General features: G+C 38.7%; 14 protein-coding genes. 7 read left to right on the top strand and 7 right to left on the bottom strand.

Annotated elements, in window-relative coordinates; genetic code table 11:
• The 3 genes from ACOKFD_RS10605 to ACOKFD_RS10595 all read left to right on the top strand — a co-directional run bounded on the left by ACOKFD_RS10605 (position 1) and on the right by ACOKFD_RS10595 (position 3,942).
• Positions 1–924: a PorP/SprF family type IX secretion system membrane protein gene (locus tag ACOKFD_RS10605; RefSeq protein WP_422857906.1), complete on the top strand. Its 924-nt coding sequence runs from the start codon at positions 1–3 to the stop codon at positions 922–924.
• Between the two features lie 36 nt (positions 925–960).
• Positions 961–1,263 carry a hypothetical protein gene (locus ACOKFD_RS10600; RefSeq protein WP_298996784.1) on the top strand — a complete coding sequence of 101 codons (303 nt, stop codon included), beginning with the start codon at positions 961–963 and terminating at the stop codon, positions 1,261–1,263.
• Positions 1,264–1,386: 123 nt separating this feature from the next.
• On the top strand, positions 1,387–3,942 hold the full coding sequence (locus tag ACOKFD_RS10595) for a toxin-antitoxin system YwqK family antitoxin (RefSeq protein ID WP_422857905.1): 2,556 nt from the start codon (positions 1,387–1,389) through the stop codon (positions 3,940–3,942).
• Positions 3,943–4,291: 349 nt separating this feature from the next.
• Here the strand turns inward: ACOKFD_RS10595 and ACOKFD_RS10590 are convergent, their stop codons facing one another.
• From ACOKFD_RS10590 to ACOKFD_RS10570, 5 genes are all read right to left on the bottom strand, one after another.
• The gene (locus tag ACOKFD_RS10590; protein WP_422857904.1) at positions 4,292–4,903 is read right to left on the bottom strand and encodes a hypothetical protein; all 612 of its coding nucleotides are present in this window, start codon (positions 4,901–4,903) and stop codon (positions 4,292–4,294) included.
• Positions 4,904–4,914: 11 nt separating this feature from the next.
• On the bottom strand, positions 4,915–5,340 hold the full coding sequence (locus tag ACOKFD_RS10585; protein ID WP_422857903.1) for a hypothetical protein: 426 nt from the start codon (positions 5,338–5,340) through the stop codon (positions 4,915–4,917).
• Positions 5,341–5,450: 110 nt separating this feature from the next.
• Positions 5,451–6,098, bottom strand: coding sequence for a response regulator (locus tag ACOKFD_RS10580; RefSeq protein ID WP_422857902.1), 648 nt, complete (start codon positions 6,096–6,098; stop codon positions 5,451–5,453).
• On the bottom strand, positions 6,088–7,827 hold the full coding sequence (locus tag ACOKFD_RS10575; RefSeq protein WP_422857901.1) for a tetratricopeptide repeat-containing sensor histidine kinase: 1,740 nt from the start codon (positions 7,825–7,827) through the stop codon (positions 6,088–6,090). The genes ACOKFD_RS10580 and ACOKFD_RS10575 overlap by 11 nt, the downstream gene beginning before the upstream one ends.
• Before the next feature lie 321 nt (positions 7,828–8,148).
• Complete coding sequence (locus tag ACOKFD_RS10570; protein ID WP_298996795.1) at positions 8,149–8,586, bottom strand: hypothetical protein; 438 nt, start codon at positions 8,584–8,586, stop codon at positions 8,149–8,151.
• Between the two features lie 183 nt (positions 8,587–8,769).
• Between ACOKFD_RS10570 and greA the strand changes: the two genes are divergently transcribed.
• Both greA and ACOKFD_RS10560 read left to right on the top strand, forming a co-directional pair.
• Positions 8,770–9,246, top strand: a complete 477-nt coding sequence (gene greA / locus ACOKFD_RS10565) for a transcription elongation factor GreA (RefSeq protein WP_422857900.1) — start codon at positions 8,770–8,772, stop codon at positions 9,244–9,246.
• A gap of 65 nt (positions 9,247–9,311) precedes the next feature.
• Positions 9,312–9,704, top strand: a complete 393-nt coding sequence (locus tag ACOKFD_RS10560; protein WP_422857899.1) for an HIT family protein — start codon at positions 9,312–9,314, stop codon at positions 9,702–9,704.
• Here the strand turns inward: ACOKFD_RS10560 and ACOKFD_RS10555 are convergent.
• Both ACOKFD_RS10555 and ACOKFD_RS10550 read right to left on the bottom strand, forming a co-directional pair.
• A complete protein-coding gene (locus ACOKFD_RS10555; protein ID WP_422857898.1) occupies positions 9,697–10,047 on the bottom strand; it encodes a hypothetical protein in 351 nt (116 codons plus the stop codon). The two genes, ACOKFD_RS10560 and ACOKFD_RS10555, sit on opposite strands and share 8 nt — an antisense overlap.
• Positions 10,048–10,059: 12 nt before the next feature.
• Positions 10,060–11,208 carry a sensor histidine kinase gene (locus ACOKFD_RS10550; protein WP_422857897.1) on the bottom strand — a complete coding sequence of 383 codons (1,149 nt, stop codon included), beginning with the start codon at positions 11,206–11,208 and terminating at the stop codon, positions 10,060–10,062.
• A gap of 124 nt (positions 11,209–11,332) precedes the next feature.
• On the opposite strand from ACOKFD_RS10550, the gene ACOKFD_RS10545 reads away from it, so the two are divergent.
• Positions 11,333–11,710, top strand: a complete 378-nt coding sequence (locus ACOKFD_RS10545; RefSeq protein ID WP_422857896.1) for a DUF3127 domain-containing protein — start codon at positions 11,333–11,335, stop codon at positions 11,708–11,710.
• A 6-nt stretch (positions 11,711–11,716) separates the two neighbouring features.
• Positions 11,717–13,093, top strand: a complete 1,377-nt coding sequence (locus tag ACOKFD_RS10540) for a short-chain fatty acid transporter (protein ID WP_422857895.1) — start codon at positions 11,717–11,719, stop codon at positions 13,091–13,093.
• The last annotated feature ends 19 nt before the right edge of the window (positions 13,094–13,112 follow it).

Below are 13,112 nucleotides of genomic sequence, written 5' to 3'. Positions count from 1 at the left end.
ATGACCAAACAAAACAATTGTATACTACTCTTACTTCTTTTCTGTGTGTTCTCGTCGGTTTCTGCACAGCAAACACCAACATTTACTGAATACAATTACAATCCCTTTATTATCAATTCTGCGTATGCAGGTGCACAACCAGAGGCTGAAGCAACGTTGAGCAATATTGGTTTTGGTAGTGTTGATTTTGAGGGTGCACCCCGGAGTTTGATGTTTACCTTCAACACGCCTTTGCGAAACGAAAAAGTAGGTTTGGGTGTTGGGATTATTAATGATGAAATAGGGGTGACATCGGCAACCCAGTTTTTTGCTGCATATTCTTACAAGATTTATCTCAATGACAATGCACAACCCTATTGGAAGGTGTATGATCGTTCCTTTATTTCCTTTGGATTAAGTGCAGGAGCTTTGATCTATAATCAAGATTTATTGAGCCTGGGCATACAGAACGACCCCAATTTTGCAGAAAACATAAATTCCACTTTGCCCACGGCAGGAGTTGGTGTTCTCCTAGGGTATGGGAATTTCTTTGCTGGAGTTTCTGCACCCAATATTTTGGGCGGTGCCCTGACCAATCAGGATAATCTCAATATATCCCGTCCTTTTTACGGATACACAGGATATCATTTTGTTTTGAATCCATACCAACCTGATTTTATCCTTAAGCCCAGCATGTTGTTCAAATATGAATCGGGCGCGCCTTTACAAGTAGACACCAATCTTTCCCTCAGCTTTAAAAACGCTATTGAGATAGGAGCTGGTTTTAGAACAAGCAATACATTTAATGCCTTGGCAGGGTTTTATCTTTTAAAGAATTTTAGAGCTTTGTACAGCTATACGCAAGGAGGTGGAGATTCGCCTTTGCGCAATACCCATGGTATTGTTTTGAGCTATCGTGGAGGCGGAGGGTATCAAACAAGATAATATGAATTATATAATTCGTTTTAAATAAACAGCAAAATGTCCGAAACACTAGTTTTTATACTCTTTTTGCTTCCTTCTTTGATATGCGTTGGACTGTGTTTCATTAAAGATGCGGTAAAAGGACGGGGCTTAATATTGAACATTTTACTGATTTTAAACGCACTACTGTACCTTTTTCCTTTGGCCTACGCTTTTTTTTCTACGCCTCCCGATGGAAATATGTGGGATGAAAATGGTCCTGGGGCCATACTGTGGTTGTATTTTATGATACTGCCCATATGTGGTTTGGCCTTTATTGTACTTCTTATCCTAAAGTTGGTTTTTAGAAGAAAGGGATAATATTGTAAATACTTTACAGTTATCATGGGGTAAAGTTAGAATTCCAATACCAAAAAACCCTGTATTCAGGGGTTGGACTCCATGTATTCCACCTTAGTTTTGTTAAAAAATAAAATGACTTTTATGAAAACCTCGTTTTTTGGCATTCGTACATTAGTTCCTGTATGGACGCTTCTATTTTGTTGTGTAACAAATCTTCAATCACAAAACGACACAATTTGGTATGATGCCAAATGGAAAGAATCTGACAAGGCCAAAGCCATGTTCTACAGAATTTCATCCAAAGCGGAAAATGACCTGTTCAGGGTTCGCGATTATTACATAAGTGGCCAATTGCAAATGGAAGGCTATTCCACAAAGCCGGATAGAGATTATTGGGAAGGCAAAGTAGTCTGGTATCGTGAAAACGGAAAACCATTTCAGGTAGGGAATTTTGTCAATGGAAGACTTGAAAGGGAGTTTATCAGCTACTTGGGGGATGAAAAATTGACAGGAACCTACAAAAGAGGGCGTTTTGTCGCAGGAAAGCAGAATGTGGATTACCGCAATTATTTGTTTTATTCCGAATTCAGGAACGATACTTTGGTCGAAATCTCCCATTCAGGTAGTTTCACGGGTAGAAGAAACGAACGATATAGTGCCAAGAATGAAAAGGGGGAAACGAAAATCATCAAAAGCATCTCTTATGACAATGATGAAAATATCATCGCGGAAGGAATCTACGTGGATGGCATACTTCACGATGGTTCCGAGCTTAGTTTTTATGATTTAGGGCTAGCTTCCAGAACTATTACACATTACGAAAAAGGAAAATATCTAAATACATCATATTATGATGAAGCTGGTGTGCTACGTGTTCATTTTATGACTAAGCCTAAATATCAGAGCGTTTTTTATGATCGTGATGGAAAAAAATTGGACAGCATAGAATATCGTTGGAAAAATGGATACTTGAGTCCTTATGAAGGAAAAAAATATACAGGTAAAAGCGGCTACATCAGTGGTAAAGATATTGAATACGGAATGATACAGGCCTATGAGTCAGGATACATGGTCTGGGAGAAAAAATATGATAAAGGAGAATTGCAATCCTATACCACATATGGCCCCGAAAATAGAAAGGAAAAGATACTTTACTATAATGCTCAGGGAAAGGTGAACGACTCTTTGGTATACCAAAAGTATAGTCCGTGGAACGGAACGGAATATGCATTGGATTTTGTAAGAAAATATAAGGAGGGTAAAATAGTATATGAGACGCAATATTACCAAGACACCAAGAATATCTTTAAGAGCCGGGATGGAGCAACAGAGGTATACTATGATATGAAGGGCAATGAAATAGGTAGACTGACCCTTTCCAAGGAAAACTACTATACTCCTTTGACGGGAAAACAATTCTTTAAAGATTCAAAAGGTCGTTTAACAAGTGTTTACGAATACAAAGATGAAGTTAAGATTAAGGACATCAATATCGCGTACGATTATGATAGTGGTATCGGTTATAAGGAAGAAACCTTTTACGGTCCAAACGGATACAATTATGTCAAAAAAGTACAGTACTACGGGAATGGCAATAAGAGGTCTGAAATAAGTTATAAACGCTATAAAGAAACGGAAGGCGTCTTTTATAATGAAAAGGGCGAGAAAGTAAGCACCTATGACTATGTAAACCAAGACGGACAGCTTTTTGAGTATTTCTATGGTACGGATGTATTGAAGAGAATGGAAAAAAAGAATATGGGTGTTACGGAGAAATTGATGAGGTATGAACAGGTATATCTAAGGGGAAATGAAAAGAAACAAGTGCTGATAGAAGATATCGATGTCGATTCTTATGCACGCGTGTATACCCGTGATGGAGAGTTGCTCTCTACTTTGAAATATAAGGATAGAAAACCTTTTGAGGGTACATTTTACGACTACCAAACGCGGGAAAGGTTCACTTTTTTAAATGGAAAGAAAAACGGCACCTATGAGAAGTTGACCTATAATCAAGAACCTGAGATTGTTGGTAAATATTTGGATGATGTTAAAGAGGGAAAGTTCACATATTATGATGCCTACGGAAATGTTACCCATTTCATAAGCTTTAGTGAAGGTAAAAGAGAAGGCGAAGCAACATATTATGATGTCTCTGGTAATGTGGTTTCCTCGATGATTTTCAAAAATGACCTGCCCTATGAAGGCAAAGAGATTTTGTCCAACTATCAAGGAAAAGCAGAAAAGATATATGCGAATGGAGTGCTCATCAGTGAATTGAAACCGTTAAAAACAGGTAATGTATTAAGGAAGTACAGTAAAGATGGTGACGATACGGTCACAATATATCATCCAGGAATAAATAAGGCAAAATATAGCTTTTCCTTAAGCAGGGAAGCACTTAATGGTACTGTTATTCGGTACAATACAGAAGGAGATGAAATTCACAGAGCTACTTTCAAGGCCGGAAAATTTGAAAGTGGTACGGTTTGGGTTTTACCCACATATGATTATGACAAAGAGTTGGAAAAGGTAGTTTGTGACAAAAATTCTGAAGCTCTAGAGGTTCAGTATGTATCTAAAGAAGGTAAAACGGTATTCAAGGCATATGAACAAATAAGGCCCAGTGCGTCCAGAACGTTTATGGACCGACTTGATGTTCGGTTGGATTATGTGAACTATCTGGATTTATATTAAAAAGAAGTCTTTCTTTGAATAAAAAAGCATCGGTTTTCCGATGCTTTTTTGTGTTTAAAAGTTATCATTGAAGCAATTTAGATTATCGAGATGGAGGTAAATGCGGTAAGTGTGTCCATGTTTTAATGTCTTTGGCCTTATTGAAAATGCTCCAATGGAAACGTTTGGGTTTGGAGAGTTTTGCAAACGGTCAATTGTGCAACTCATATAAAAGAGATGAGGTGGGTATAAATTACATTTGATGCGAATGTGCGTGGACTTTTACCTTTATTGGACAGGGCATAAAAAATCGACCCACTACCAAAAACTGGCAATGGGCCGAAACCAAACTAACCAACTAATATAAATACTATTCCATACGATAGGTTACCGAAAGTGTCCAATATTCAGGATAACTACTGCCCAAATAGGTCACCCAAGTCTCTGTCTTGGGATGGTCTCCTATAATTTTGACGATATCACCAGGTTTGGCGCCAACAGCCTTACAGATTCGAGAAGCGTTGTTCTTGGCATTCTCAAGTACGGTATCCAACAATCCTTCACGTAGACTTCGGTTCAGCACGGATTTAAATTGATATGCCAACGTAATTCCTGTCATCTTTACTTTTGAAAGCAATCTAAGCTCCTCCTTTGAGGTAGTTTCGTATTCAAGGATAGTACCTTCTTTTTGATAGCCCAACGCCAAAAATTCCTGAGTGTTTTCCGAGAATTTAGAAGAATCAAACCCCGCTTCCTGAAGTGCCTTGAAATATTTGTTCTTAAGCTGTTCCAATGAGGTGATTGTAGGCTCAGAGTAATAGACTTGGTCCATGCTCAAAGTGGCTTTAATTCGATATCCTTTGATTTCTCTTGGAACTTCAACATGGCCGTTAACGGTGATTGTCTTGGAGAGCCCTTCATCGTCTTGGGCAGCTATGCTAAAAACACACAGCATACTGAAAATGTAAAGTAGTTTTTTCATGATTCAATTTTTTAAACAACACTAAATAGAAAAGAAGCAATGATCATCCAAATACCAACCAGTACTCCAAGAACTCCAATCTTACCTTGTTTAGGTGCGATTTTCTCTCTGAGCTGGGCCGCTTTTTCCTGAGCTTCTTTATTCTTACCTAAGAACAGACGGTTCATTAGACCAAAACCAAGCATAAAACCAAGAATGGCCTCTACCAAACTACCTGCCATTAAAGTAACCCACCAAATAGGGGCTTTGGTCAACCACCCAAGATTCAAAATTCCGGTAATAATGCCCCATACTCCCCATATACAGAAGACCAAGCCAATCCAACCTTGATAGGGTTCAATTTTTTCGAGTAACTCCTTGGCATTTGGTTTTTTGGATAGTACCAAGGAAGGTACCGCGACAATGCTCAACAGTACCAAAGTGATTCCATAAATCATAATTTTCTTGTTTTTAGATTATGGAGTAAAACTACTTTGTGGGTAAAGGGTTCTCAACCCTGAATAATGTGAAAATTGAACCCCTGAAAACAGGGATAGAGGTGGAATCTCTATTCGATAAGCCCCAATTTAATGGCATACTTTGTAAGCCCAGCAAGGTTACGCACCCCTAATTTGGAAATGAGGTTTTTCCGATAACTTTCAATGGTATGTTTGCTCAAAAACAATTCGTCCGCAATTTCTTGGGTTGTCCGTTCCATGGCAATAAGTCTCAGCACTTCCTTTTCCCTTTTGGAAAGGGATTTTTCTGGTTCTGTTTCCTGTGATGTCATACCCTTTAAGTAGGTGTCCTTGATGGTCTGGGAGAAGTAGTTGCGACCCTCTAAAATCTCATCGATAGCTTTTAGTAATTCTTCTTTTGGGGCATTTTTGGGCAGATAGCCATCCACTTTGTCTTGGGTTAAGGTCTGAACAGTCCGTACATCATGCAGCATACTCACTACTAGGGTTTTTGTGTTTTGATTATGCGTTTTTATGTACTTGTTCAATGTAATTCCATCATAGTCCGGCATGCTCAAATCCATTATAACCAAATCAATGCCGTCATCGGAATTTATCTTCAAATATTTTTCTACGTTCAGTCCATTTTTTGCGGTCATTACAATCTCCAGATTAGGCTGTGTGCCAAGTATACTGGTAAGACCATCCAGAAACATCTTATGGTCATCAACCACTATTATTTTTGCTTTACGCTGCATCTAATTGAATAGGTATTTCTATAGTTATGGCGGTACCGCGATTTATAATACTGTCAATGTTCAAGTTTCCGCTCAAAGAAGACAATCTATCTTCAATGTTGGATAAACCTATCCCTTTTGCTGTTTTTGACGTATCGAATCCAATACCATCGTCTTCATAAAGTACATTAAGTATATTGCCGTCCAGGTTAATATGTAACTCAATGGATTTTGCATCCGCATGTTTGATCGTATTGGTCACAAGTTCTTGGACAATGGCATAGATTTCAATTTTGACTACTTCGCTCAATGTGTCAACCGCTTCTTCTGGAAAAACGGAAAATTCGAATTGAACGTTCGAAGACTTGGTTATGTTTTCCACATATTCACGAAGCAAAGTAGAAAAAGCATCCTGGGCAAACTTTTTGGGAATCAAATCATGGGAAATATCCCGAACCTGTTGATAGGTTTCATCAATCTTGTCTAAGATGAGGTTTGAGCCTTTGGAATCATCCTGCAGATTTGCTAATTGTAACTTAATTCCGGCTAAATTACTACCAATACTATCGTGCAACTGCTGGGAAATTCGTCTTCGCTCTTCCTGTTGGGCTTTCAAGGAAGTTTTGGTAAGCATCAATTCGTTTTCCTTGATGAGCGCACCCATTTTCTGTGAATTCAATTCTTTCATTCTAAGGTTAAGTTGACTTTGGGTCTGGAGTTTTTGATAATAGACATAGAGCAAGGCCAATATAGGAATCAGGATAATCAAAAATCCGTATAGGAATGCCTTCTTAATGGTCTTTTGCCGCTCTAGTTCATTTTGTTTTTGCAACTGTTCCTCTTTGAGTTCCAGAATTTGGTTTTCCTTGCGCAAGGTCTGATACTGAACTTCCAACTCGGAGACTATCTGCGAATTCTGTTGTCGCTCAATCTCATTCGATACCCTTACGTAATGTGTCATTAAGTTATATGCGTTTTGGTAATCGCCCTTTTGCTGATAGGTTTTTCTTAATCCATTGACGATTCGTTTTTGAAGTTCAAGACGATTCCATTGAATGGCATTGGTATAGGCCATGGAAAGCGTCATTTCCGCCTGATCAAAATGCCCTAAAGCTGTCGCCAATTGTCCATATTGAACCACAGCTTCGGTATATAAATCGTAATAGGAAGATTGAATACTGGATTTTATGATTTCCTCATATATGCCAAATGCTTTTTCATGATTTCCTTGTACCTCCTCCAATCTACCCAGATTAAGCTGAACCCGCTGTTTGAGTTTAGGATTAACCTCATTTTCAATACGTTCTAATGCGGCGTTATAATATTTTCGACTATTCTTAAAGTCTTTTTTCACATAATGAATGACACCCAGAAGCAAAAAGGCTTCTGCTGCGATTTCTGGCGATTGTGTACACTCAAGTATAACCTCGCTAGACTTGTCCAGTTGCCCTTTGGCGAGATAGACCCGGCCAACCCCTAGTAGACATTTTTGGGTTTCCTTGTGCTGATTTTTTGTTGAATCCAAGGATATTCCCTCTAAATACACTTTGAGCGCCCCATCGTATAAACCCTTTAAATACTTTCCATCCCCTTCCAGCCGATTTTTTAAAATCAAATCTGAAGTATTTGGGTTGGGTATATCTTCAAGGGTTTTATTCAACATACTTGCATAATGTATGACAGAATCACCATTTCCCGATTCCAAATACCTTTCAGCAATCGTAGAGATAACACTAGCTCTGCGCTCCATAGTCGAAGCCTCATTAAGCGATTGGTACAAGGAGTCGGGAACTGTCTTTGGCGTGTATCCAAAAGCTTGTATGTGAGTGTCTTGAGCAGAACCTGACCAGCAAAGTAAAAGAAAGCATAAAAACCAAAGAACAAACGTGTTCTGCTTTACTATTCTACTGGTCCTGCACGATTTTATGTGAAAATGCAACGGCACAATGGTAAAATTACAAAAGCAAAACTAGTTGTAATACCCTGTATATAGTGAAAATAGTTGCGCTTAAAATAAGCTGTTGCGTATACTGATAAATACCTTACTGGGAACCAAAAGAAATTTATTACGCTAATTCGAAATTGTCACGATATTTCCACTTTGCGTAGTTTGATAAAAAAGAAGGTCAAAATACCGATTTCCATCATCTGGACGGTTTAGCAATTGGCCTGTAAACAGGCTATAGGTTAGGTCGTCACAGGGACAGACTACATTTTGCCCATCAATTTCCATCGTAGAACATGCATTTGGAGTTTGATTTGGGCAATTTGCTTCAAAAGCAAGGAAGGTGTCAATACCGTTTCTGATAACAAAAGCCCCTCTGATTCCAACACCTGAGTTTCCCACATAAACTGGATTGCCAATAGTATTCAAATTGTTATATAGAGGAAGATTTAAATCGAGTTCAAATCTAAAACGGACCTCTTGCAAGAAGGGATTTCTGTTTTCTCGGTCGTTGTCACATCCAAGTAAAATCAGGAGAAGGGCAAGGCCCCAGAAGTATTTCATAGGTTCAATTTCAAAGCATTATAACGACAAATTTGGGCAAAAAATGCCTATATTTGCGTTAAATCCTCGCAAAAAACGTGCAGTGCACGGGGTTAGTTGAGGATTTTTGTATTTCTAAAGATAAAGCCATTGGGAAAACAACTTTGTTTTCTCCGATGTTCTTTTGCATTAAAAATGACGAAGATGAGTAAAGTATCATACTATACCGAAGAGGGATTAAAGAAGTTACGGGAAGAGCTAAACCATTTAAAGGATGTGGAACGTCCAAAAGCTTCACAGGCCATTGCAGAGGCACGCGATAAAGGAGATCTTTCTGAAAACGCCGAATATGATGCGGCAAAAGAGGCGCAAGGACTGCTTGAGATGAAGATTTCCAAAATGGAGGAGACTTTGGCAAACGCTCGATTGATTGATGAATCCCAATTGGATACTTCTAAAGTTTTGGTTTTATCCACTGTAAAATTGAAGAACCAGACCAATGGAATGGAAATGAAATATACCTTGGTTGCTGAGAGCGAAGCAGACCTTAAAGCAGGAAAGATATCGGTTACATCACCCATCGGTAAAGGACTTTTGGGCAAGTCTGTGGGAGATGTCGCAGAGATTACGGTTCCCAATGGGACTTTAAAGTTCGATATTCTGGAAATTACAAGACAGTAGGAACCTGAATTGATTATATTTAATCCTGCCAATGGGCGGGATTTTTTTATTTAAAAACTTCATAGATGGCCAGTATTTTTACAAAAATCATAAACGGAGATATCCCATGTTACAAAGTTGCCGAGGACGATGACCATATTGCTTTTCTGGACATCAATCCCAATGCAAAAGGACACACACTTTGCGTTCCCAAAAATGAAGTGGACAAGATTTGGGATATGGATAAAGAGGCCTATTTAAAACTGATGGACTTTTCCTATAATGTTGCCGCTGCAATCGAATCTTTCATACCTTGTGAGCGCGTGGGAATGACTGTCATTGGATTGGAGGTTCCACATGTACATGTTCATTTGATTCCGTTGAGCAGTATGAAAAATGCAACTTTTCAGCATAAAGTTTCCTTGGAAAAAACAGAGTTTGAAGATATTGCCAAGAGAATAGGCGAACATCTTAAATAATGCCCTCCATATGGAGATATATCAAAGTTCCAATAAGCCCTAAAACAAGAATAAGGAGTATAAAAAACAAGGTGGTAAATCGTATTGACGGTTTATCCGGTTTTACCAACTTATTGTAATAATCAAATACACGCTCAATATCCGTAGTCCAGTTCACGGGATAAATAACGGAGTAGCACTTTTTGCATTTGATTTCGTGGGTCACTTCATCTGTAGTTCTGTGGAAAAAAGGATTATGGGTATGCTTTTGGTAAAAGGTAATCTTTAACTCTTGATTATAGCACTCCGGGCAGTTATTCGTAATATCTGCATCCTTTATCACAATGTTTCGAATTTTGGACATAGGTTATAGGGATTAGGGGCTTGCTTTAAGGGAAATCTGCATGATTGTTCCCTCTTTACTTGACGAAAGTACTTTAATTTTTCCTTTATGGTATTCTTCTACAATTCTCTTCACAAGGGAAAGACCTAACCCCCAACCTCTCTTTTTTGAGGTAACTCCTGGGTTAAAGATGTTCTGAAAGTCACTTTTTGGTATGCCATGCCCAGTATCTGTTACCAAGACATTGACGTTTTGTCCTTTCTGTTCAATTTCAATACGAATGTTTCCTTTGCCCTTCATGGCATCAATACCATTTTTGACCAGGTTTTCGATACTCCAATTATAAAGAGGAAGATTTAAAAGCACCGGGAGTTCAGAAATGTTGGAACTAAACGAAAAATGAATGAGTTTTGAGCTTCTTCGTTTTAGATATTCATAGGCTTTTTCAGTCTCAGAAACAATATCATGGACCTCAAGCTTTGGAGTAGAACCAATCTTGGAAAATCGCTCAGTTATGGTGTGTAGTCGGGAAATATCTTTATCTATTTCTTTGGTGATGTCTTCATTGATGTTTTCTGATTTTAGCAACTCGTTCCAACCCAACAACGAAGTTAATGGTGTGCCAATCTGATGAGCGGTTTCTTTGGCCATACCGGCCCATAGTTTGTTTTGTTCCGAAGCTTTGTTGGTCTTGAAAAAGAAGAAAATCACGGTACCGAACAAAAAAATGATGAGCAAGAGCGCAAGCGGATAATATTTCAACTTGTTCAAGACCTCAGAGTTTCCATAGTACAAGGTTTCCAAAAGTTCTCCATCTTGAACTATTTGAATGGGTTGATTCTCGTTTCTATATTGTGAAATCTTTTTTTGCAGGTATATGGAGTCCTGCGCTTTTTCTTCTGGAATATTGTGCGTCTTAATGGTCCCTGCCTCGTTCACTAAAATCATGGGAGTAGAGGTATTGTTGCCCATAACCTTAAGGGTAAGGTTTCCAAGTTCTTGATCTACGGAAGACTGGATAAGCTCCAATTGGGCAGTAGCCCAAATTTCCATTTTTAGCCGTTCCTCTTCTTTGAATTTTTTAAAAAAACTATTCGTGTTCCAAAGAATTAAGCTCACAATTACGAATGCCGAAATCAGCAATGTAATATTGGAAGCTTTTCTTTTGGGGTTGAAGTTCACTTTTTGATATAATTGTCTTTAAAGATAGCGGAAAATGAAAAATACTGTTGATAGTTCGTTAATAGATTCTCATTTTAGTGGACTTGGTTTTTGTATTTTTGAGGCATTTTGAAAAGCAGATAACATGGAAGTCCAGGGAAGAATAAAAATGATTGATGAGACCAAAACCTATGGGAACAATGGTTTCAGAAAACGCGAAGTTGTAATTACTACGGAAGAGCAATATCCTCAACATATTCTAGTCGAGTTTGTTCAGGATAAATGCGACTTATTGAACAATTACCAGGTAGGGCAACAAGTCAAAGTAAGCATAAATCTTAGAGGAAGGGAATGGACCAACCCCCAGGGTGAGGTAAAATATTTTAACTCCATTCAAGGGTGGCGCATAGAGAATTTGGAAGGTGCTACTGCGACAGAAAACATGCCTCCTGTTCCACCTATGGAAGCATTTGAACCTGCTGATGATTTGAATGAAGAAGACCACGACGATCTTCCTTTTTAAATCAGCTTGGGTTTTACCAAACTCATAGAACATATTTTTAGGCGGTTCTTGCCGTCTCCTTTTACCATTGCCGTTCTGCTCACCATACTAACATTGGTTTTGGCATTTGTATTTTCTGATGATTCTTCCGAAGGGGAAAGAATCACAACTATTCTTTCCTATTGGGAAAATGGAATTTGGAATAGTGGTCTTTTGGTATTTGCCTACCAAATGATGCTGATTTTGGTACTGGGCCATGTGTTGGTTTTAAGCAAACCCATGGAACGCTTGATGCTTGGAATAACCAAATGGGTTACAAACACGTCTACTGCTGCTGTACTGGTTGTGGTTTCTACTATGTTGGTTTCCTTTTTCAATTGGGGTTTGGGACTCATTTTTGGAGCTATTCTGGCCCGTAAAGTGGGTGAGCATGCTCAAGCAAACCAAATACCCTTAAATTACCCCTTAATTGGCGCTTCAGGCTATGCAGGCTTAATGATATGGCATGGTGGTATCAGTGGCTCTGCGCCACTCAAAGTAGCTGAAGAAGGCCATATATCAGATTTGTTGGCCGGTGTTTCCAATACTAGTTTACTGGAACAACTTCCTTCTTCAATTTCTACCTCGTTGACCATATTGAGTGCTTGGAACCTGTTGTTGTTCTTTGTAGTGCTTGTGGTCACTGGACTGCTTGCCTTTTTTATGGGAAAAAGAACCGTACCTACATCAATCCATTTAAAACCATATACCTTCAATACAATAAAGAAAAAAGATTTAATGGGGGCAGAACGATTAGACTACTCCAGGATTATGGCTTTAATCTTTGGAGTATTGCTTTTTACTGCATTTTTGGTCCAATACCTAGTGCCACTTCAACAATTGAACATTACCCCCAACATGCTTAATTTTTTTATGTTGGGATTGGCGATAGTGCTACATGGGAGTTTCAAAAGTTTTTTGGAAGCGGTACAAGAGGCCATTGCGGATACATCAGGTATTCTAATTCAGTTTCCTCTATATTTTGGCATCATGGGGATTATGGCCGGAAGCGGTATGATAAAAGCTATTTCAGACTTCTTCGTCTCAATCAGCAATGCCACTACATTGCCCATTTTTACCTTTTTTAGTGCTGGTTTGGTCAACATTTTTGTACCTAGTGGCGGAGGACAATGGGCCATACAAGGCCCTTTGGTATTGGAGTCAGCACTACAATTGGGAGTTCCTTTGCCCAAAGCTATAATGGCCTTGGCCTACGGTGACCAGATTACGAATATGCTCCAACCGTTTTGGGCACTTCCTCTTTTAGGAATTACCAAACTAAAGGCTAAGGAAATACTACCCTATACTCTGGTTTTTATGTTGTTTGGAAGTCTCATATATATTATTGGGTTACTAATTTTGTAAGGCTTTTTTGTAATTTTAT

The organism is Flagellimonas ulvae (assembly GCF_049333175.1).
GTDB lineage: Bacteria > Bacteroidota > Bacteroidia > Flavobacteriales > Flavobacteriaceae > Flagellimonas.
Note: the sequence above shows the minus strand (reverse complement) of the source record. Positions and strands in the feature narration are given on the sequence as shown.